The following is a 23420-nucleotide window of genomic DNA, read 5'->3' on the forward strand; positions in this document are numbered from 1 at the left end:
TTATTAGATAATTCTTTTGAATAGCAAGTTATTTGCCTGACTAAATAACTTATATAAATTTCGGGTAATCCAAAGGATTAACTTCATGCATTATTCGATAAACCGTCTCAAAAATATCTTCTGCTGAAGGTTTACTAAAATAATCTCCATCAGTGCCATAGGCAGGACGATGTGGCTTGGCCGTTAAAGTTTTTGGTACACTATCTAAGTACTGAAAAATATTTTGATTTTGAATCAATTGATTAAGAATGTAAGCCGAAGCACCACCTTCTACATCTTCGTCTATTATTAAAACGCGATTTGTTTTAGCAACACTTTCGGCAATATCGTGGTTTAAATCGAATGGCAGTAATGATTGCACGTCTATAACTTCGGCATCAATTCCAACTTCATGCAGTTCTAAAGCGGCTTGTTCTACAAGTCGAAGTGTAGAACCATAGGAGATTAAGGTAATGTCGGTTCCTTCTTTTAAGGTTTCAACCACACCCAAAGGTGTTTTAAATTCACCTATATTTTCGGGCATTGGTTCTTTAAGGCGATAGCCGTTTAAACATTCAATAACCAATGCAGGTTCATCGCTTTCCATCAAAGTGTTGTAGAAACCTGCTGCTTTGGTCATATTTCTTGGTACCAATACATGCATACCTCTAACCAGGTTTAATATTCCACCCATTTGAGAACCCGAATGCCAAATACCTTCTAATCGGTGACCGCGTGTTCTAACAATAAGTGGTGCCTTTTGCTTTCCGACTGTTCGGTAGTGAAGTGTTGCTAAATCATCGCTAATAATTTGTAAGGCATACATTAAGTAATCCAGATATTGTATTTCGGCAATGGGTCTTAAACCGCGCATGGCCATCCCAATTCCCTGACCAACAATGGTAGCTTCTCTAATACCTGTATCTGCCACTCTTAATTCGCCATGTTTTTCCTGCAAACCTTCAAGCCCTTGGTTAACATCACCAATATATCCGGCATCTTCACCAAAAATTAATGCATTTGGATGCTTTACAAAGATGGCGTCAAAGTTATCCCGCAAGATAATTCTGCCATCCACCATTGGTGGTTGATTATTGTATGTTGGGTTAACCGCTTTTTGATTGGTAGCGGCTAAAGTTGTCTGACTGTATAGATGTGAGCTGTATTTTGGTTGAATTTTCTCAAAATAATTAGCAATCCATTGGCTGAGTTGTTCTTTTTCACTAAACGATTCGCTTATCATGTAACGCAATGCCTTTCTAGCTGCCGAAATAACATCTTTTCTGTAAGGTTCTTTAATGTCGAGTAGTTCGTTGACCTGCTTATCAATAAAAACTTTATTATCGCTCTTAAGTGCTGCGTTTTGAATAAGTTGAACAACTTGTGTGCGCTCCTCTAAAATAGGTTGCAGGTAGTTGTTCCAAGCTGCTTTTTTTCCTTCTCTTACCTCTTTTTTTGCGCTTTTTTCAATGTCTTCTAATTCTTCAGAGGTAGCAATGTTATTGCTAATAATCCAATTACGCATTTGAAGATTACAATCGAAGTCGCGTTCCCATTGCAGGCGTTCTTCAGATTTGTAGCGCTCGTGAGATCCAGAGGTAGAGTGACCTTGGGGCTGTGTTAATTCTTGAACGTGAATAAGTACTGGTACGTGTTCTTTTCTTGATAACTGTGAAGCCCGCTGATAGGTATCGATTAATTCGGGATAATTCCAACCATTAACACGCATTATTTCAAAGCCTTTATTGTGTTCGTCGCGTTGAAAACCTTTGAGTATTTCAGAAATATTTTCTTTTGTTGTTTGATGTTTGGCATGAACGGAGATACCGTAATCGTCATCCCAAACGCTTATAACCATTGGTACTTGAAGGACTCCGGCTGCATTGAAAGTTTCAAAGAAAAGTCCTTCACTAGTACTGGCATTTCCAATAGTTCCCCAAGCTACTTCATTGCCCTCAACCGAAAATTTATTGGTATCAATACCTTCTACATTTCTGTAAATTTTTGATGCCTGAGCCAAACCTAGCAGTCTTGGCATTTGTCCCGCTGTAGGAGAGATATCGGCACTAGAATTTTTTTGTTTTGTAAGGTCTTTCCAATGGCCGTTTGAGTCTAAACTATGAGTAGTAAAATGCCCACCCATTTGCCTGCCGGCACTCATAGGTTCTTCTTCTAAATTAGTATTGGCGTATAAACCGGCAAAGAACTGCTCGATGGTTAACTCACCAATAGCCATCATAAAGGTTTGGTCTCGATAATAACCCGACCGAAAATCACCATCTTCAAAGGCTTTTGCCCAAGCTAGTTGTGGTATTTCTTTACCATCGCCAAAAATTCCGAATTTTGCTTTTCCTGTTAAAACTTCTTTGCGACCTAAAATACTACACTCTCGACTCACCACAGCGATTTTATAGTCGTTTAAGACTTCTGCTTTAAAATCCTCGAAGGTAATTTCGGTTTTTGAGTCGGTTTGTGTTTTCATTGGTTATCTATTGGCATGCAAATTTAATGAAATAAATAAATCTTGACAAGCACTATTTTGTCTTCAAATTAAAGAATTAATAAAAATTAGGCATAAATTTTATTAAATATTAAAAATATGCTAAAAATCAGACTTTTTGTTAAAAATAACTCAATACCATTTTCGTCTAAATAACCCTAGTAAAACTTGTGGGTCTACTGTAAACATGATGCGAATTTTTTGATCGTAGTTAGGCTGGGCAATTTCCCAACCTAAATTTGAATATATCGGAAAAAAAAGTTCAAAGTAATCTTCAACCAACACCAATCTTATTCCTGAGTCGTAAACAAATTTTGCCGGATTAAACCGGTTTTTAACCAACCCAATATCGCCATAAGCCTGAATGTAACGCCAAATAGACGTGCTAAAGTTAGCTGTTGTCATCCATTGATTGGCAAAAGGTGTATCGAGTTTAGATTTAAATCCACCTTCGGCAATAATGATTTGCTGACTAAAAATACCTGAGGCTTCAGATCTTCCTAAATAGGGTAGGTCAAATAAATAATCGGTTGGTCTGTCTAAGGCAAAACTAAAAAAGTCACTGTCTACAGGTGTATTATTTTTTATGAAAGCTCCGGCAAAAAACCTAAAGCTAAATTGCTGATTGTTTTCAAAAAGTTTTCGAAATTCGTAATTAACGGCCACCTTACTAAAATTCTCTGCTACCTGAAAATCACCCGAAAACCTCGCGTAGTTGATTATTCCGGGGTTTACCAGTACATAACGTAAATTAAATACGCCGTAATCCGGTTCGGTTATATTAACCAGAGCATCTGGTCCAAGATTTCTTCTAATACCAACATAACGCGCACTAGCTTGTTGTATGAGGTCGCTTCTAAAATCGCTGTCTTTTCTGAAAGTAAAAGCCACTTGTGGCGTAAACGAGGTTACGAAAGCATCTTGTGCAAACGATTGATACCTTACATTAGCGCCATAGGTAATGTCAAAAAGATCCTTATCTTCAATTAAATGCGTGTAGTAAGCAGAAGCTGATCCGGTGATGGTGTTCGAGTTAATGGCGTATTGTGGTGAAAATTGATAATTTAATCTTCGGCGCAACAAAGTTTTATTATACCATTTGGTTCCAATAACCAAACCATCGTAAATGTTGCGATATTCTATAAGCGGCATCATAAAAATCTGGTTGTATCTCGGGTCTTCCAAATCTTTAAATATCCTTACTTGAAATGGCTTTCCTGAACCAAAAATTCCTTTCAGATTGTCGAAATTATCACGTCGGTTAATTTCAGGGATAATGTAATCCTCATTGATTGTTAATTTGGTAATACTGTCTTTTGGAATGGTAAATTCAAATTCATCTTTTATATTTTCAAGCCAATAGGTGTTTTTTACCGAATCACCTTTATAAGCGTAAAGTTTAGCCGGAATGCTGTGATTGCGTTTGTTTTTAACTGTTATCTGAATAGAGTCATCGGTTGTTTTGACCTTTTTTAATTTGAAATCAATTTTTTTTCGAGTACCAACATAGTCATCAAAAAACCAGTCAATATTTTTAGAAGTTTGGTTGCTCAAAAAATCCTGAAATTCATCTGTGGTTGTATAATTGAGTTTATTATCGTCGATAAAAGTTTTCAATAACTGTGAGAGATTAGCGTCTTCCATAAACTGATCTAAATAGACCAATCCTATAGCGGCTTTGTATTTGTTGGCAATATTTGAGTTGAATTTTAAGAGTTTATCTTTAGACATGGCTAGTGGCTGATCGTTATTTCTTCGAGCCATTTCCATGTGAAACAAATAATATTGAAAGTTGAAATCTGCTTTTGCTACATTAAAAGATTTTATACCCCAGATATTTGACAATCCTCCCAAAAGTTTAGTATTAGGATAATTTTCGTCTACATATTTCATCAGGTAGTAAATCTGCAATCCTTCTGAAAGCCAATAATCTTCTCGCGGGTGCATGAGTAGAATATTATCGATGTACTTTTTTAATGCTGTTTTAAGCAGTTTTAGTTCGTATTGAAAATTATCGGGAAAAACTTTTATAAAATTTGGTAATTGGTTGAGACCATATAATGGGTCGCGTTTGTATGCCAGTTCAGAAACTAATAGTTTGTTATGCGGATAAGTACCTAAATTGGTGTTTAAATAGCGTACAATTTTATCGGTAAGAATGGCTTTATCCTGCGGCTGTAGTCCTGTTTCGTTGATATTTGATATCAAATTTATTTGATCTGTTTGAACGTATTTATAATTGGGGAAGTTTCCTATTACAATAAACGAATCTGTACGATCTTTACCAAATAAAGTGGTTGTTTGAATATTACCGTCCGGACTAAAATTTACCACATCTAGTTCTGAAACCACGGTATAGTTTCGTGGGTGTTCTAATTCAAGATGAATATCAGCTTTTGGAATAAGCAAATCATCTAAATTTTTATTGCTGTAATAGTGCCACTTTCCGTCATATACCGCCGGCAATATGTACCAGTATTTTAAATTGAATTCCTTATTTTTTGTAATGCCATATCCCGTAAAGATATCATCCGGTACAACTAAAATATAATTCAACTTGATATGATAAGATTCACCGGGTAACAATGGTTGTGCAAGTTCGACTTTTATTACATCCGGACGATCTTTTAAATTATGGTTTACTAGTTCATTATCTAAATTATCAGTAATTTGGGTAACAACCGTATAACCTCTTTCGTTACTTTTAGCCAAGTGAAACTTTGTGCTAAACTCTTGTTCAAAGCGCTTTGCCAAGGGCGTTGTTTTTGTAGAATAAGCGTTATTCCAATTATTTAGATAAATAGAAGTTAAAGAATCGTTAGAGGTGTTTTTGTAAATAATCTCCTGATTAATAGTAAAGGATTTTTCAGAAACATTAAGTTTGGCTTTAATGCTCATACTGTTTTGAGCCACTAGATAATATTGACCCGTGCACAATATTAGTAACAGTATGAATTTTAAATAATTCAATTGCTTATAATTAATTTCACAACTATATTTTTGTTGGTGTTATCCATAAGCCAATACACACCGCTAGTTAAATTACTAACATCTTTTGTAATGTTAGTAGCTTGAGGTAAAGAATAATAATTAACTATTTGTCCTAAACTGTTAACCATTACTAAGGTTGAGTAATCTGAAGTATTTATCTGTAACAAACCGTTGTTGATAAACGTATTTATTACCGCAAATGTTGTAGTGGTTTCAAATTCTGATCCACCTAAAGTTTGTGGTGTTTCCAATGTTAGGGTAACGGGTAAGTGGTCACTAAAATCGTGTAATGCCTGACGAATGCTTAGATTGAATAACTCGCCATTGCAATCGTCACCGTTGATGGCGCGATTGTAACAATTTGGATTGTTGTTATTTCCAAAAACCTGGTACGAGTCTTGTGCGTAATATAAATCGGAATTGGTTAACATATTTTCCGAAGTTAAAATAAAATCAAAACGATCGTCAAATCCACCTGCAGCACCGCCTAAATTTGATAATGTTCTTGTAGACTGGGTAAACACATCTAAAAATTCCGGATTATTACTCCATTGACCAACGCGATTGGGCGGATCGGCTAAAGTTATAGGATAGGTATTATCTAATAAAACCTGAAAAGCCGATTCAAATGCCGTGTATAAATTTAAATCACCACCAAAAACCACATGACTGTCAGCAGGTAATGTGCTAATGTAACTCATCAAATCCAGGGCTTGTTGTGAGCGTATATTTTCGTTTTCAATACCGGAAGAGGCTTTAAGATGACCAACAAAAGCCTCTAAATAAATGGGGTCACTTTCTTGGTTTTCTGTTTTTAATTTTAAACGATAGTGATTAAAATCTCTGATCAATGTGGGGATTTCGGTCTGGAATTCGAGTGTGAATTTACTACTATCGTAATAAAGCATATTTTGAAGTTCGTTATTGTCTCCGGTTAAATCGTCTGAACTATTAGTCACAAAGTTTGCCGAAGCATAATTCACAGTAATACTATTTTGGGCAATGTTTAAAATTTGATTGGCACCGTTTTCGTTATTGACTTCGCACACCATTAATAAATCAGGTTGATAAGAACTGAGTATGGTTGTCAGGTCTAAATCTCTATTTGGGAAGGTGGTTTCGTTGGGGTAATTTAAAAGGTTATAAAACATAACTTTAAATTGAGATTGTGCTGAAACAGAGACTGTACAGCAAAATACTGCAATTATTAAAAGCTTTATTTTAAACATAAGTTATCGGTTGTATATTAGAAATTAGGGCTTAATCTATAATTTTCGTAGAAGTTGTTGAGTATTTCTATAACTTCATCAGGAGTATCAACAAGGTGAACCAGATTTAAATCATCTGCACTAATGTTGCCGACTTCGAGCATGGTAGTTTTAACCCATTCCCAGAGACCACCCCAAAAATCAGTGCCTACCAAAATTATTGGGAACATATCAATTTTTCTTGTTTGAATAAGTGTGATTGCCTCAAACAATTCATCTAAAGTTCCAAATCCACCGGGCATTACAACAAATCCTTGAGAATATTTTACAAACATTACTTTTCTAACGAAGAAATAGTCGAAATCTAAACTTTTATCTGAATCTATATAAGGATTGTCGTGTTGTTCAAACGGCAAGTCAATATTAAGTCCAACCGATGTTCCACCACCTAAATGCGCACCTTTATTACCGGCTTCCATAATGCCCGGTCCACCACCCGTAATTACCCCATAACCGTGTTCTACAATTTTTTGCGCTACCTCAACGGCTAGATCATAATATTTTTCTCCCGGTCTGGTACGTGCTGATCCAAAGATGGATACGCACGGACCAATTTTACTCATGCGCTCAAATCCGTTAACAAATTCGCCCATTATTTTGAAAATGGCCCAAGAGTCGTTGGTTTTAATTTCATTCCAGCCTTTATGTTTTTGTTCTGTTCTCATTTTATTTATAGTTATTCAGTTACTTGTCCCAACACAGTTGGTGGATTGGGTTATTTCAATATCTGTAAAAATAATTATTTCAAAAAATAAATCGAGTTAGAAAGCTGTTAATTGCTAACAACTACGTTTAGTTCCTTTCTTAAAAATTTAGAGGTGTGACTATTTTTGTCTTTGATCACTTCTTCAGGAGTTCCCACAGCTACAACTTTTCCGCCTCCTTTACCACCTTCATAACCAATGTCAATGATATAATCTACCATTTTTATCACATCAAGATTGTGTTCGATAATTACAACGGTATTTCCTTTATCTACTAATTTTTGAAGTACTTTCATCAAAACATTGATATCCTCAAAATGAAGGCCGGTTGTGGGTTCGTCTAAGATATAAAAGGTGTTTCCTGTGTCGCGTTTACTAAGTTCTGATGCCAGTTTAATTCGCTGTGCTTCGCCACCCGAAAGTGTTGTACTTTGCTGCCCGAGGGTAATATATCCCAATCCAACATCTTGAATGGTTTTGAGTTTGATGTAAATTTTTGGTATGTGCGCGAAAAAGTCAACAGCCTCATCAATGGTCATTTCCAATACATCACTAATCGATTTACCCTTGTACCTTATTTCAAGTGTTTCGCGGTTAAATCTTTTGCCCTGGCAAGTTTCACATTCTACATAAACATCTGGTAAAAAGTTCATTTCTATTACCTTCAATCCGCCACCCTGACAAGTTTCGCATCGTCCACCGGCCACGTTAAAACTAAATCTGCCGGGTTTATAACCTCTAATCATCGCCTCGGGTATCATGGCAAACAAGTTTCTGATTTCACTAAATACGCCTGTGTAGGTAGCGGGATTACTGCGTGGTGTTCTGCCTATGGGCGATTGGTCTATGTCAATTACCTTATCTATATGCTCTAAACCCTTGATACTTTTGTAGGGCATGGGTTTTTTTACAGCATTAAAAAAATGTGCGTTTAAAATTGGATAAAGCGTTTCGTTAATTAGCGTAGATTTTCCACTACCCGAAACTCCGGTAACACCAATCATGGTACCTAGCGGAAAGCTTACATCAACATTTTTTAAATTATTACCTGTACAACCCGTTAATACTAATTTTTTTCCATTGCCTTTACGACGCTTTTCAGGTAATATAATCTGTTTTTCACCGCTTAAATATTGTGCTGTAATGGTATTTTGAAGGAGCATTTCGGCCGGTGTTCCTATACTTATGATTTCCCCTCCATATTTACCGGCATTCGGGCCGATATCAATTACATAATCGGCTCTTAAAATCATGTCTTTATCATGTTCTACCACGATCACCGAATTACCAACATCTCTTAGTGATTCTAAAGAATTGATGAGTCGTTCGTTATCGCGTTGGTGTAAACCAATACTGGGTTCGTCTAAAATATACAAAACCCCAACAAGTTGAGAGCCAATTTGGGTAGCCAACCTTATTCGTTGTGCTTCGCCACCTGAAAGAGATTTTGAGCTGCGATGTAAACTTAAATAATTCAAACCTACATCGAGTAAAAATTGTACACGGTTCTTGATTTCTTTGATGATTTCTTCGGCAATTGCCAGTTGTTTGGCGCTTAGATTTTTGGGTAAATCTTCAATCCAATGTGCCAACTCTTCAATGTCCATGAGAGATAATTCGGCAATGTTTTTACCATTCACTTTAAAATATAGCGACTCCTTTTTAAGTCGGCTACCATGGCAATCAGGGCAGGTAATTTTGTCCATGTACTCTTTTGCCCATCGCTTTAAGGATTTGGAGTCGTTACTTTGGTACTGACTTTCTATAAAATTTGCAACGCCTTCAAAATCTATTTTGTAGTCGCGGGTAACGCCTAGTGTTTTACTTTCAACAGAGAATTTTTCTTTTCCGCCATATAGAATTACTTCTTTAGCTTCGTCAGGAATATCTTTCCAGGCATCATTTAACGAAAAATTATAACGTTGTGCTATAATTTCGAATTGTTTGAAAATCCAACTGTTTTTCTGAGGTCCGTGTGGTGCTAAAGCTCCGTTTTTAATAGATAATTTTGTGTTAGGAACAATTTTATCAACATTAACAACGTGCAGGTCTCCAATGCCGTTACAAGTATCGCAAGCGCCTTTAGGTGAATTAAATGAAAAGTTATTAGGTTCTGGGTTTGGATATGAAATGCCTGAAGATGGACACATTAGATTTCTACTAAAATAACGAGGTGTCTCAGACTCTTGTTCAACAATCATGAGTACATCGTTACCATGATACATTGCCGTGTTTATTGATTCAGCAAGGCGTTTATCACTTTGTTCTGTCTCATCAATTTGTAATCGGTCTATAACAATTTCAATATCGTGGGTTTTATAGCGGTCCAGACGCATACCTTTTTCAATATCAACAATGTCGCCATCGGTTCTTACTTTTACAAAACCTTGTTTGGCGATCTGCTCAAACAATTCGCGGTAATGCCCTTTTCTGCTTCGTATAACCGGAGCTAAAATATTGATGCGTTTACCGCTAAAGCTTTCTTTAATTAAATCTTTGATTTGCTGATCGGTATAGCTTACCATTTGCTCACCGGTTTCATAACTGTAAGCATCAGCCGCTCTGGCGAATAGAAGGCGAAGAAAATCGTAAATTTCGGTAATGGTGCCAACGGTGGAACGTGGCGATTTACCGGTTGTTTTTTGTTCGATGGCTATCACGGGAGACAATCCATCTATTTTATCAACATCGGGTCGCTCCAATCCGCCTAAAAACTGTCGGGCATAAGCCGAAAATGTTTCGATATAGCGCCGTTGACCTTCAGCATAGATGGTATCGAACGCTAAAGAAGATTTACCACTACCCGATAAACCGGTAATAACCACCAACCGATCTCTTGGAATGGTAACGTCTATATTCTTTAAATTGTGAACGCGAGCGCCTTTAACTTCGATCGCTTCAGTAAATTCCTTCATAGCAATAAGGCCAATTTTTGTGTTAAAACAACCAAACAACAAAGTTACAATTTTAGTTGCGAAACTAAGTTGAAGTTTAAAACCAATTTTCTTATTATTGTATGGTGATTTTAGAGTGAAATTAGACTTGATTTTATCGATATAAATAGAATTTATTACAATCAAAAACATATGAAATTATTAGGAATAGGCTCAAGAATTGAGCACCCCGAACACGGTAAAGGCGTTATTACCAACGTAACATCCAGACATTATTGGGTAACATTTATTGAAAGTGGATTAGAAACTATTGAATTAGATAGCGATTTTACGGTAATAGAAGCGCAAGAAGATGCTGTTGATACTATTAGCTTTTTTGATGTAGAATCTAGCTTGGTTGAAATTCTAAAAAAATGGAGTGATGCTTCAGAAGTAGTTCCTATAGCCGATAAATGGAAAGGTGGTAAGCTCATTTTAGAACCCGGAGATACAGCCTTACAAGGCAAAGAATTGCCAATTGACACCTTTTTTCATAAAATCACCATGGTACGCGATAGGTTGAGAGTTATGGAGCAAAAAATCAACAGCAGTAATTTAGATGAACAAGAAAAATTTGATTTGCAGCAATACATCACCCGAAGTTATGGTAGCTTAACCAGTTTTAATGTATTGTTCAAATTAAAGACGCAACAGTTTGTTGGGCAAAAGGGAGGATGATATAGGAAGTACGCCCGCCCGCCGGAGGTGGGATATTAAAAGTACAATATTAAAAGTACGATATTAGAAGTACGATTGCTCGCTGTTATTGGGATATTAAAGCTTGATATACAGCATTTTAAGCACAATATTAGAGGAATAATACAACAAGAATGTATGATATGAAATTGCGATATGCAATCTAACTTAATAAACCGTTAACTATTATTAAAAATTCTTAGTTTTGGCGCTCATATTTCGCCGCTTTGCCATTTGAAAGTGAATTTTTAATAAACTCTCGTAAATCGTCATTGGCAGCTTTTAAATCTTCGCTTCGCAAATACATCATATGTCCGCTTCTATAGCCTTTAAAGCTAAAACGGTCTTTCATCTTGCCGCTTGGGTCAACTTGCCACATGGTGTATTTAGCGTTAAAGTAAGTGGTGGCACCATCGTAATACCCCGACTGAACCAATACTTTTAAAAACGGATTTTGGGCCATTGCTAATCGCAGATTGTCCCTTACATTGTCGTTTTCGTTATTCCATGGGTGCACATCGCCAAACATATTGTATTTGAGATCGGTTTTGAATTTCAATTCATTTTGAATATAGTAGTTAATGGCCGGAGTAAATGAGTGCAGCCAAGAATCTATTTCAGAATTGTAATCGGGACTGGTGCCTGCTTCGGTTTTATCGAAACCAAGATACCTAGAGTCTAATCTGCCAACGGTTTTGCCTTCGTCTCTTAACAACGATTTCCAAAAATAGGAGGTTGGCACATCTAAATTGAGCTGAAGAATTTCTTTAGAACTTAGTCCGGAAAATTTACTCATATTCTCCGCTATTTTATTTCGTTCAGCTTCTGAGATAAATCCGCCTTTACTTAACGCCGGAATTAATTCTTGAATAGCAAATTCTTCTGCATCAGGTAAAATCTCCAAAAGATCTTTTTGCTGAAGTTCTTGCGGCAATTTGTTATGATGCCAGGCCGCTGCCGTGTAATATGGTAAATTAAGTGCAGAGGAAACCGGTCCGCCAACGCGCAACACTTTATAATCAGCCGGCGATACCATAATAACTCCATTTAAGTACATCCATTGGCTGTTTTGGAGTTCGTGTGCCAATCCCATAACACGCGTTCCGCCGTAGCTTTCGCCAATAATATATTTGGGTGATGGCCAGCGATTATAACGTGTAACAAAGGTATTCATCCATTCGGCCAGATATTTGATATCAGCATTAATTCCAAAGAATAAATCACGCTCAGGAAGCTTGCCCTCTTTGTTGGGTAGCATTCTTGAATAGGCCGTATTTACGGGGTTCACATATACAATATCGGCTACATCCAAAATGGAATGTGGGTTGTCTTTAACTCCATAAGGTTGTAAGGGATAACCTTCGTCATCGATATTTAAAACTTTCGGACCGGTATAAGCCACATGCATCCACACCGAAGCCGAACCCGGACCACCATTAAATGAAAATACAATGGGTCTGTTAGCGACGTCTTTTATATTGCTGCGTTTGTAATAGGTGTAAAACAAGGTAGCAACCGGTTCGTCTTTGTGCCAAACCGGTAGCATACCCGTATGTGCGTTATAAGTAACAGCGGTACCTTTAATATTAACTGAGTGTGATGTAATGTAAGTAGTATCAATTGGAACATCAATAGGTTGAGCTGTTAGATATACTGTAAATAATAGGGTGAGCAGAGTTATTTTTGATTTCATAATGTTTGATTTAGCCACGAATGCACGAATTTAATTATTTTTTGTTTAACCTATTAATTACGGACTATATTTAAACATATATTCGAGCAACTTGTCCCCAAGATACTTGGTGGATTCATGGCAACATTTAAAACTTCTCAAAAACACCCAACCCAAAAAGCGCAAAATCGTATTTAACAGGATCCGTTGGGTCGAGTTTTCTGAGTTTTGCATCTAATTCGGCCAATGCTTTGGTATCATTTTGTGAACGTTTCAGTAAGCCTAGTTTTCTGGCTACATTACCGGAATGTACATCAAGCGGGCAGGAGAGTTGAGACGGTTTGATACTTTTCCAAATACCCAAATCAACACCGGCACCGTCGTTACGTACCATCCATCGCAAAAACATATTGATGCGTTTAGCGGCTGAATTTTTCAGAGGATCACTAATGTGTTTCGTGGTTCTTTTGAGATGTTGTATTTCGAAGAATTTCAATTTAAATTCATGAATGGCATGTTGCATAGAATTAGTTTCGGCATGATGAGCAAAAACTGCTTCTAGTCCGTTATGTTTTGTATATAAGTGCTTTAAGCTTTTAATAAATTGGATAAAATCATCGCCATTAAACGTGCGATGCACAAAAGTGTTTAGCTGTTTTAAATCTTCGTTGGTATGGTTTAAAACAAAATCATAGGGCGATTGATGCATTAATTGCATCATTTTATGTGCATTGTTAATGATGCTCTTACGGTTACCCCAAGCAATTGTCGCTGCTAAAAACGCTGCAATTTCAATATCTTCTTTTAAGCTGAATTGATGCGGAATTTGAATAGGGTCGGATTCAATGAATTTTGGGTGGTTGTAAAGCGATACTTTTTCGTCTAAAAAATCTTTTAGTTCTAAAAATTTTAACGATTTCGCCACTTATTTATTAAATTTTGAAATTGCCATCAACCATTGTCAACTTTCTATCGGCCATATCTGCCAATGCTTTATTGTGGGTAACAATCACAAATGTTTGACCAAGTTCATCACGAAGTTTAAAGAATAACTGGTGTAAACTTTCGGCTGATTCGCTGTCTAAATTTCCGGAAGGTTCATCGGCAAAAATCAATCCCGGATTATTAATTAGCGCTCTGGCAACTGCCACACGTTGTTGTTCACCACCTGAAAGTTCGTTTGGCTTGTGGTTGATACGATGAGACAAGCCAAGATAATCCAGTAGTTTTTTAGCTTCTTTTTCTGCCTGAGATTTTGAAGTGTTTTTGATGAATGCCGGAATACAGACATTCTCGATGGCTGTAAACTCAGGAAACAACTGGTGAAACTGAAAAATGAAACCGATATGCGTATTTCTAAATTTTGCCTGGTTTTTATCGTTTAGCGACGAAATATTTTCACCATTAATAATGAGTTCTGTATTGGGATTTTTATCAGGTTTGTCTAAAGTTCCCAGAATTTGTAAAAGGGTTGTTTTTCCTGCACCCGACGGGCCAACAATAGATACAATTTCACCCTTGGCAATCTCGAGATTGATGCCTTTTAACACCTGTAAATCACCGTAGGTTTTATAAATTTGTTTTGCTTGAATCATTTGTCTTTATGATTTTGAAAAGTACTATTTAAAACAACTTTCTACAAATATTAACTGTTATTTTTCTGAAAAACAGATTTTAGGTTGGCATAGTCCAGAAAATACTGAACCCTAACCGAAATGGTATGCTGGGCAGGAGCGTTGAACAAGTTGTTAAGTGTATCGGTATAATTTTCGGTTGAGCTATTGGTATTATTGAACAATTGATTTCGGTATAAGGCTGTTAAAAAGCTACCGGGAGCAAATTGCCATGAATAACTCAAATCTAAATTCCATGTGCTAAAATTGATATTGGGATTGTTATCCAAAGTATTGATGTTAAAATTGTTGTTTTGAACTAATCTACCATTGTCCAGTAAACTATAAAAATTGTCATAAGTAACGGTATCCCAATAATTTCTAAAAGTTAATGACAATACTTGAAACGGATTAAACGTATAATTCGTCGAAATACTGTTTTCTATAATTTGTCTGTCCCTTTCACCAAAAACAGGCTCGCCGGCTTGACGTGTAGCAAAACCGCGATCGTTATTTCTAAAGTTATAGGCAAAGGTATAAACCATTAAAAAATGGTCGTTGAATCGGAAACGTGGACTCAGTCTGGTATTCCAAGCTGTATATTCTCTACCGTCTTCAAAAAGTGTTTCAAAATTTGGTCTGAGATCGACTGCAAATCTTCGGTTGTAATTACTTGATAAAAAACCGCCAAGGCGCACATAATTTTCGTAAATAAAGAATTTACCTGGTGTTCTTGCTTCAAAATAATCATATTGTTTACCCGGTTGTAGATCAAAATTAAAACCGTAAGAATCTAATTTTCTTGTACTGGCTCTATAAGACAAGCCTATATTGGTCCCGGTATAAACGCCTGGATTTGCTAAACGGTTATGATTGTAACTCAACTGAAAACTGTAGCTATTAAGTTTTTTGGTAGGTTCAAAAATTTGATAGGACGCTTCTGCTCTAAAATTATTGAAATTGTTTCTAAATATTAATCCAATATCATTAATATCGTATTGCGTATCTGCAAAGCTGTGTCTCATACCATATCTAAAATTACCATGTACTTTGGCTGCTCTAAAACTGCTACTATAACCAACTTGTTCTGTGTTTTGAAGATTAAGTCTGCTCATTTTAATATCACCTGCAACATTGTAGGTGTTTCTTTTATTTACAATATCAAACAGTGCAGCAGTTACATTGGCATCTCTAAAATTTCCTTCTCTTAATACATTGGTATTGATGAGGCTAATAGAAGAATTTCTGTTGAATTGCTGGTCTACCACCAAAATGTTGTAGTTGGCTAGTGGTTCCACCAGTTGCTGTCTCGCCGCTCCCGTAATTGTATCTCTAATTGTAGCAAAGGTATTGGCGGTAACAGCATTAAACAAACCAATACCTAGTCCATTTTTTGTTCTTCCCGATATTTTAGCGGCGTTAAGAACTTTGGTTTCTTCAGGAAAATCTTGTGTTATTTCGTTATCATTTAAGTCAACATTTCCGGTAGGTCTACTGCCAACACGACGTGAAAAAAACAAATTACCTTTTGAAAACAAGTCAATACCTTCGGTAAAAAATTGTCTCTGCTCTGCGAAGGTTTGTTCAAACGGTCCTAGGTTTAAAACAATATCGTCAAAACGGGCCTGACTAAAATCTGGCACTAATGTGGCATCTAAAGTGAAATTATCTGATAGACCATATTTAAGATCCATTCCAAAAGTGAGTTTCGTCTCGGTTTTACCGTCAAAATTGTTAACTATACCGGTTGTAAAGGGGTATAAATTAAGCCTTACCGGAGGTTTTAAATCTTCAAGACCTACCAATTCTCCGTGATACAATCCTACAATTCCTTTGGTTGGATCAATTGGGTTCCAGGCATATTCAGAACGTTCACGTCTAAAAAATCTAATGAATTGTATGCCCCACACAGGTTTTTCTTCTTCGGCAAAACGCAAAGTTCTATAAGGAAGTTCCATTTCTAATGTCCAGCCTTCTTCGGTTCTAACAACCGCACTTTCCCAAACATCATTCCAGCTAAAATCTTCGCCAATGGTAGGGTTAGCAATAGCATCGGCTTGTAAGCCAGAACTGAATACTACAAATTGGGTGTCGTTTTGGGCATCGTTATTGGGATTAATGGTGACTTTAAAATAATCGGTTTGCCCAAAATTATCTCTCGCTGTTAGTTGGTTCATCATTAAAGTTGGATCATCGTACAATTTTGCAGCAATATAAATGGCTTTATCATTAAATGCCATTTGTATAATTGTTCTTCTATCTTGGGTAGCCGGTAGACCAATATCAGGTTTGTATTGTGTAAAACCTGTGGTGGTCTCGGCGTGGTTCCAAATGGAGTCGTTAAGAATACCATCAATGACTGGTGCTTGATGTGTACGTGCAATTTGTAGCCTTTTTTTTGGAGGAATATCTTGACTAAAAACAGTTTGATATTGAAAACCCAAAATAATTACAACTAAGAAATGGCAGATGAATTGAGAGACGTTATTTTTTGATTGTGAAGGTTGCAAAAAGTATTTGTTTATTAGGTATGGCAAAGCTAAGTTTTGCGCTTTGCAATTTTTATTAACTATATGTTAAACTATACAAACCTTTGTAAGGTGCACTACACAATAATTTGGTACATTTATTGTTATTATTGGTTTTATAATATAACTGAGACATGGGAAAATATAAAAAATTAGCTTTAAGCCTTGTGTTGGATTTCATCGGTTTCATTACAATATTTGATGTTATTTGGGCACCGCTTTCGGCTTATATTATGACGAGAATGTATCCCGGTAATAAAGGTAAGGTTGCCGGAGTTGTATCGTTTATTGAAGAAATACTGCCGGGCCTTGATATCATTCCAACATTCACTATCATGTGGTTTTATACTTATGTTTTTAGTAAAAACGAAGATCATGTTATAGAAGTGAAAGGCTAATATCAAAAAAAAAAAAGCGGCGAAAAGCCGCTTTTTTATAAGGTAATAAAGCTTAATTTACAGCTACATTAAAAGATACTTCAATATCTGTTTCACCACCTGCGTTTGTAATATCTCCATCACTAACACCTGCCGCATTTTTGTTTGGCTCATGTCTTAAAATCACCGTCATTACGCCGGTTGTTGCACTAGCACTCGTTGATAATGTGAATGCCAAACCTAATGGGTTTCCATTACCGTCGCTATCGGTATAAGTGATTGAACCAATTCCTCCTGTAACACTGTAAAATACCTGGTGCTCATCATCTTCTTCAGCAACTTCTTCGGTAATATCTTCAGCCGGGTTTTCAAGTTCATTTAAAAATTGAATACTGCCGTTGTAAACAGTACCAACACTTAAAGGTCCTGAAACTGTAACTATAGGTGCATTTGGTCCGTCACCATCTAAATCTCTTGAAGTTAATGTTACAGCTGTGCCACTGCCTTGTGGTGTTAAACTTACAATAACGGTTGTAATAACTTCTTCTTCATTAACAGGGTCTGGAGCGTCGTCATCGTTTGAACAACTGTTAAAGGTTAATGCTGCGATTGCTAACATCGATAAAAATTTAATTGCTTTCATTTGTTTGATTTTAATAATTAATAGTTAATAATTTATTTTTAATTGTAACATTACATTTCTTCCAAGATCATCAGCAAAATATCTTAGTCGGTTAAGGTAATCTCTGTAATTTTCATTTAATAAGTTGTTTACAGATAGATTTACGTTTAATATTGATTTTTCCGATAGTTTAAAATCCATAGACGCTTTCCAGTTAAGCAGGTGATAGGCTGCCGGCGGTGTGCTAACATCTACCAGTACAAATCGGTCTTCAGATGCAATGAACTGCTCAAAGTTATTATCGGGAAACTCATTTTGTCTAAACACATATTCGCTTGTTAAGGCCGTGCTAAAATTATTCCATTCCGTTTTGTTAAATTCAATGCTATTAATGGTTCTAACAGCTGGAATGTCTATAAGCGGACGATTGTTATTTGTTTCATAACCTTTAATAAATGAGGATTTATTACTAAAACTGAAACGTTCTGAGATTTCATGTGTTACACTTAAATCAATTCCGAACAACTGCGCGTTGGTTTGACGGTATTGCCATACAGGAAACGCACCTCTAATGGTTTGTTCTGTTCCTGTAGGTTCTATCACGATATAATTATTAATGTAGTTATAAAAAGCTTCAACCACCACATTAGTTTGATTGTTTTGATAGTTGTAAGTTCCCGACCATCTGTAAGCTGTTTCCTGATCGTTGCGCAAATCACCAATTTCAATTCTCGCGGCAGAGTGGTGCAATCCTTCACTGAATAATTCGGCAGGATTTGGTGGTCTCATGGCCATGCTCAAATTGGTTAGCAATTTATGCTCGTCATTTAAATCGTAGGTCAATCCAATAGCCGCTGAAATATTGTGATAGTTAAACACCGGATTGGTAAGCATTTGTGTTCCAAAATCGGTATCATTCACTACAAACTCAGGAAAATCTTCATTATATCCCAAATCGTTCCATCGGCTAATTCTGTAAAACTTTTGGGCATCAATTCGGTTAAAATCATATCGCAAACCTGCATCTATTATAAAATCGTTTGTAATTTTCCATTCAGAGGTAAAAAATGCTCCAAAATCATATTTGTCGTAATCAGGAATGAGTCGCCTAACACCGGTATCGGGATTTGCAAAATTATTTTGATAACGTCCCATGATTCCGAAGGTGTAAATACGATCTAAGTTTATATCTTTTCTAACCTGCGCCAATACAGAGTGCGTTTTAAGTTCTAAGTCAACAGCCGGTGTATTACGATTATCTCCTATACGTACATCAAATTCGAATCTACGATTGTTTTGATAATCGTACTGCACCATTATTTTGCCAAAATCTTTGATTCTTTTAAAAGCACTCAGCTTTACCAAATGATGATCTACATCTTGTCTTGGTGAATTAATATCTCTTGTAAACGGATTAATAACCAATGGTTGCTGACTATTAATAGAGTTTACCAAATCGTTGATGTTACCTATATGAGATGCTCTTAAAATACCAATATTGTTGTGGATGTAATTATAGCTGAGATCAAAACCTTTTTCAAAAGTGTCGTACCCGGTTTGAAAAGCCAGTGCGCCAGATCTCATACCTGTATTAGATAACACATAATCTGGCGCCTCAAAATCGCCATAATTTTTAAGTGTTCCGTTTAATGATGCGTACCAACCTGACTGGTAGGTTTTGGTGATGGCCGTATGCAACGATCCACCACGACCGTTAGTTTGCCCGCTTAAAATGGTTTTCCCAAAAATAGAATCTGTTTTTTTAAACTGAAATGGTTTAAGATTTACTACGCCACCAATGGCATCACCTCCAAAAGCTAAGGCGGCAGAACCTTTTATAACCGAAACCGCACCTGCATTATTAATATCAATGTTAGGCGCATGTTCAACACCCCATTCCTGGTCTTGAAGTCTTACGCCATTGGTCATGATAATAATTCTGCTACTATGCATGCCGTTTATCACGGGTTTTACAATGGTGTTACCGGTATTGAGTGAGGTAACACCTGAAACTTCTTTTAAAACGTCTCCTAAGCTCAGGGAACTGTAACTTTCTAAAGTTTCGGCTGAAATTCGTGTTTCTTGACCGCTTCTGGTTTGCTTTGGTGCTTTTCCTGTTAAACTAATTTGATTAAGATCTTCAATATGATGTTCAAGCCTTACCGTTTGTGTTAAATTAGAAGTAAGATTTATTTTTATCTCTTTATCTTCACATCCAATATGCGTGAAAATTACAGTGTATTCACCGGTGCAAAGCTTGTCAATTTTAAAATCTCCATCACGATTGGTAACCGTAAATCTATTTAATTCTTTGATGTATACAGTAGCCGCCTCGATGGCCTTACCGTCGTGGAAATCTAAAACTTTACCCGAAAAAATATAACTGCAATTTTGAGCTTGCCCGTAATAAATGATAAAAAAGGCAATAACCCAATAAAAATACTTCATTTATAAAACACCTTAGGTTGAACTAACTTCTGATTAAATTATGCAGAAGCCGGTGGTGCTCTTAACGAGAAAGATAAATGCTGATGAGTGTATGGTAAGAAATGTAATGTCTGAATTAAATAACTATTTACTGCGTTTACGGCGTTTTGATAGTTATAAACATTAATATTTAATTCGTTGCTTAACTTAAATTTATAAAACTCACAGTCTAAATCAAGACTATGTAAATGAGTTTCGGCGTAACCTTGACAAACTTCGTGTTCGTGATGGTTTAAGCTATGTGCCAATTTAACTCCAACAGGAGCCAATATGGCCATTACCAGCACCATTGCAAATATTCTAAAACTTATATGAAGTTTGTTCTTATTCATTTATAAAACGTTTCAAACCAAAATGTTTGAGCATTTTTTTTTCAAAATTCCAGAAAAACTTAAACTGGCCAAAAGCCCATCCAAAAAAAACTAATAACAGTTGATAGAAAACAAGGCCAATGATAATGAATAAAACCCAGTAAACTATAATATTTAAGTTTTCTTTAGTAATACCCATAAGCTTCATAATAGGTCTTCCAACAAATACAGATGACGAACCTGTAACAGCAAATACTATGAAAATACGTATGAGCTCCCATTTGGCATCAACAATCCATCTTCCTTCGAGCTTATTAATTACCCAAACCGAAATACCAATCACCATAACACTAAAAATCATGGTGGCCATTGTTATCAATAATAATGCTTGGTCTTGGTCCTGAAAAAGTAAATTTGCTAGCCTGAAAGCACTGTAAACAGCTAAGATCATTCCCAAAACCGGGAACAATAACTGCCAGTTACTTGTAATCTGCCAATGTTCTTTAAATCTTTTCATGTGCAATTCGGGTGCAAAATTACTAAATTCTCGGTTCAATTGGAGTCAAACGCTGATTATAATGCAATTGGAAGTACACAAAATAATTATACAGTTGGTAATTAAGTTCATAACCATAATTAATAGCGGGATAATACTCTATTCTGAAGGGGTATAAATTTTGGTCAAATCTATCAGGCTGCTGAACTCTTAGATTATATTCTTGAACCAGCATAAGATTTCTGGTTTCAAAAAAGCTTTGTGAGTAATAACCTCGAGCTCTTGCAATCGAGTTAAGCCATCCATAAAAACCGGGTTCTATTATGATGATTTGGTATTCGCCATTATCGCTGGTCATTTTTACAGTATCTGAATATTTTTGATTTTGAAGTCGCTCATCATTTATGGCATTAGATGATTTTGGACTATGACATGCCGAAGATAGCACGAGTAGAAAAAGCACAATGCCAATGTAATATCTTACAGGAACCTTCATGATTTAAAGATAAGAAAAAGCAACCAAAATAGCTTAAATAAAAAAGTCGGTTAAAAACCGACTTTAAATATAAGTTTTAAAAAGAATTATTTTTTTCCAAATAAACTCCCTAACAAACCACCAATACCACCTTTATTGCTTCTATTCAACACCATTCCGGCAACATCATCCATGATAGATCCATCACCATTAGCATCGAGAATACTGGTTAAGAAGGCCTGCTTTTTATCGGCAGAATTATTGGTGAGTAATCCACCCAAAATGGAAGTTAAATCTGATGGGTTTTTGGCCTTGGTTTGATTGGCTTGTTTTCCAATCATACCTAGTAAAACGGGAGCGGCTACTTTTAATATTTGATCTACAGTTCCGGCATCAAGCCCGGCTTTACTTCCAAGAGCCTTTTCAACTGATTGTGTTTTATTACCAAGAATATGACCTAAAATTTTTGAACCATCAAGCTTATCACTTTCATTAACGCCTCCTTCAAAAAAACTATCTAAATTATCTAAAATACTACCATTATGTTTTGTAGAAATAGCATTCATAAGGCATTCACCACCTTCGGGTGTGTTGGCATTTCTTTTCATGGCTTCGATTAAAACCGGCATCGCCATGGTTAATATGCTCTTTGTTTTGTTCTCAGGCTGTTTGGTTTCGTTTGAAACACCTTTAATAATGGTTTGCCCTACATCTGAACTGAGTAAATCTAATATCCCGGCCATAATTTTGATTTTGAATTGCTTAAAATTAATAAATTATTTAATGTATACAACACAAAATTTCTTTTTGCTTTTGTTATTTAAGAATGCTAATGATTTGAGCGGCTAATTCTGTGCCAATTCTATCTTGGGCTTCGTTAGTAGCAGCACCAATATGCGGCGTTAAAGAAACTTTTTCATTCATTAGAACTTTAACGGCAGGCGTTGGTTCGTTTTCAAAAGTATCTAATCCTGCAAACGACAATTTGCCCGAATCTAAAGCTTCAATGAGCGCTACTTCATCAATAACGCCACCGCGGGCGGCGTTGATGATGGCGGCACCATCTTTCATTTTCTCTATTTCGGCAGCACCTATTACAAATTCTTTTTGTGCAGGTACGTGTAGTGTTATAAAGTCGCTTTCACGTAAAACACTATCAAAATCGATAGATTTTATTTTAACTTTAAGTGATTGGCCATTAAAAATATCGACTGATACTTCAACTTCATCTATAAATTTATCTGTGGCTATCACTTTCATGCCAAGTCCTAATCCAATTTTTGCAACTTCTTGGCCAATACGTCCAATGCCAACAATACCGAGTGTTTTCCCTCTTAATTCAATACCCTTGGCATAGGCTTTTTTGAGTGCACCAAATTTGGTGTCGCCATCTAATGGCATATTGCGGTTTGCATCGTGTAAAAAACGTATACCACTAAATAAATGTGCAAAAACCAACTCGGCTACAGATTGAGACGAAGCTGCAGGTGTATTGATAACGTGTATACCTTTTGATTTGGCATATTCAACGTCAATGTTATCCATCCCAACACCACCGCGTCCAATAATTTTTATACAGGAGCAGGCATCAATTAAATCTTTTCTAACTGTGGTTGCACTTCTAACCAATAAAACCGAAACATCGTGTTGGTTGATATAATTTATCAATTGCTCTTGAGCAACAGTGGTGGTAATAACTTCAAAACCGCCTGCTTCCAGTGCTTTGATACCACTTTTTGAAATTCCGTCGTTTGCTAGTACTTTCATT

General features: G+C 36.2%; 18 protein-coding genes. 2 read left to right on the forward strand and 16 right to left on the reverse strand.

Annotated features, from left to right (window positions below):
* Positions 1-49: 49 nt before the first annotated feature.
* From FJ651_RS09520 to uvrA, 5 genes are all read right to left on the reverse strand, one after another.
* Positions 50-2461 carry an alpha-ketoacid dehydrogenase subunit alpha/beta gene (locus FJ651_RS09520; RefSeq protein WP_140990284.1) on the reverse strand — a complete coding sequence of 804 codons (2412 nt, stop codon included), beginning with the start codon at positions 2459-2461 and terminating at the stop codon, positions 50-52.
* 150 nt (positions 2462-2611) lie between these two features.
* Complete coding sequence (locus FJ651_RS09525) at positions 2612-5377, reverse strand: gluzincin family metallopeptidase (RefSeq protein WP_246085343.1); 2766 nt, start codon at positions 5375-5377, stop codon at positions 2612-2614.
* 68 nt (positions 5378-5445) lie between these two features.
* On the reverse strand, positions 5446-6621 hold the full coding sequence (locus FJ651_RS09530) for a hypothetical protein (protein WP_216746116.1): 1176 nt from the start codon (positions 6619-6621) through the stop codon (positions 5446-5448).
* Between the two features lie 95 nt (positions 6622-6716).
* Positions 6717-7403 (reverse strand): LOG family protein, encoded by a 687-nt coding sequence (locus tag FJ651_RS09535; RefSeq protein ID WP_140990286.1) that lies wholly within the window; start codon positions 7401-7403, stop codon positions 6717-6719.
* A 107-nt stretch (positions 7404-7510) separates the two neighbouring features.
* On the reverse strand, positions 7511-10357 hold the full coding sequence (gene uvrA, locus FJ651_RS09540; RefSeq protein ID WP_140990287.1) for an excinuclease ABC subunit UvrA: 2847 nt from the start codon (positions 10355-10357) through the stop codon (positions 7511-7513).
* Between the two features lie 171 nt (positions 10358-10528).
* Here uvrA and FJ651_RS09545 point away from each other — a divergent pair, with 171 nt between their 5' ends.
* On the forward strand, positions 10529-11053 hold the full coding sequence (locus FJ651_RS09545; RefSeq protein WP_140990288.1) for a hypothetical protein: 525 nt from the start codon (positions 10529-10531) through the stop codon (positions 11051-11053).
* Between the two features lie 217 nt (positions 11054-11270).
* Here FJ651_RS09545 and FJ651_RS09550 read toward each other — a convergent pair whose 3' ends face one another.
* From FJ651_RS09550 to FJ651_RS09565, 4 genes are all read right to left on the reverse strand, one after another.
* On the reverse strand, positions 11271-12764 hold the full coding sequence (locus FJ651_RS09550) for a S10 family peptidase (protein ID WP_140990289.1): 1494 nt from the start codon (positions 12762-12764) through the stop codon (positions 11271-11273).
* A 127-nt stretch (positions 12765-12891) separates the two neighbouring features.
* Complete coding sequence (locus FJ651_RS09555) at positions 12892-13668, reverse strand: TIGR02757 family protein (RefSeq protein ID WP_140990290.1); 777 nt, start codon at positions 13666-13668, stop codon at positions 12892-12894.
* A gap of 7 nt (positions 13669-13675) precedes the next feature.
* Positions 13676-14338 carry an ABC transporter ATP-binding protein gene (locus tag FJ651_RS09560; protein WP_140990291.1) on the reverse strand — a complete coding sequence of 221 codons (663 nt, stop codon included), beginning with the start codon at positions 14336-14338 and terminating at the stop codon, positions 13676-13678.
* A gap of 50 nt (positions 14339-14388) precedes the next feature.
* Positions 14389-16866 (reverse strand): DUF5916 domain-containing protein, encoded by a 2478-nt coding sequence (locus tag FJ651_RS09565; protein WP_246085344.1) that lies wholly within the window; start codon positions 16864-16866, stop codon positions 14389-14391.
* 152 nt (positions 16867-17018) lie between these two features.
* Here FJ651_RS09565 and FJ651_RS09570 point away from each other — a divergent pair, with 152 nt between their 5' ends.
* A complete protein-coding gene (locus FJ651_RS09570) occupies positions 17019-17282 on the forward strand; it encodes a hypothetical protein (RefSeq protein WP_140990292.1) in 264 nt (87 codons plus the stop codon).
* Positions 17283-17334: 52 nt separating this feature from the next.
* Here FJ651_RS09570 and FJ651_RS09575 read toward each other — a convergent pair whose 3' ends face one another.
* From FJ651_RS09575 to FJ651_RS09605, 7 genes are all read right to left on the reverse strand, one after another.
* Positions 17335-17904, reverse strand: a complete 570-nt coding sequence (locus tag FJ651_RS09575; protein ID WP_140990293.1) for a type 1 periplasmic binding fold superfamily protein — start codon at positions 17902-17904, stop codon at positions 17335-17337.
* 24 nt (positions 17905-17928) lie between these two features.
* The gene (locus FJ651_RS09580) at positions 17929-20331 is read right to left on the reverse strand and encodes a TonB-dependent receptor (RefSeq protein WP_140990294.1); all 2403 of its coding nucleotides are present in this window, start codon (positions 20329-20331) and stop codon (positions 17929-17931) included.
* A gap of 38 nt (positions 20332-20369) precedes the next feature.
* Positions 20370-20702 carry a hypothetical protein gene (locus FJ651_RS09585; protein ID WP_140990295.1) on the reverse strand — a complete coding sequence of 111 codons (333 nt, stop codon included), beginning with the start codon at positions 20700-20702 and terminating at the stop codon, positions 20370-20372.
* Complete coding sequence (locus tag FJ651_RS09590) at positions 20695-21198, reverse strand: DUF6787 family protein (protein ID WP_140990296.1); 504 nt, start codon at positions 21196-21198, stop codon at positions 20695-20697. The genes FJ651_RS09585 and FJ651_RS09590 overlap by 8 nt, the downstream gene beginning before the upstream one ends.
* A 22-nt stretch (positions 21199-21220) precedes the next feature.
* A complete protein-coding gene (locus FJ651_RS09595; protein ID WP_140990297.1) occupies positions 21221-21673 on the reverse strand; it encodes a DUF6146 family protein in 453 nt (150 codons plus the stop codon).
* Between the two features lie 86 nt (positions 21674-21759).
* Positions 21760-22395, reverse strand: a complete 636-nt coding sequence (locus tag FJ651_RS09600) for a DUF937 domain-containing protein (RefSeq protein WP_140990298.1) — start codon at positions 22393-22395, stop codon at positions 21760-21762.
* 73 nt (positions 22396-22468) lie between these two features.
* Positions 22469-23419, reverse strand: a complete 951-nt coding sequence (locus FJ651_RS09605; RefSeq protein ID WP_140990299.1) for a D-2-hydroxyacid dehydrogenase — start codon at positions 23417-23419, stop codon at positions 22469-22471.
* Position 23420 lies beyond the last annotated feature (1 nt).

It is taken from the genome of Paucihalobacter ruber, assembly GCF_006494535.1.
GTDB lineage: Bacteria > Bacteroidota > Bacteroidia > Flavobacteriales > Flavobacteriaceae > Paucihalobacter > Paucihalobacter ruber.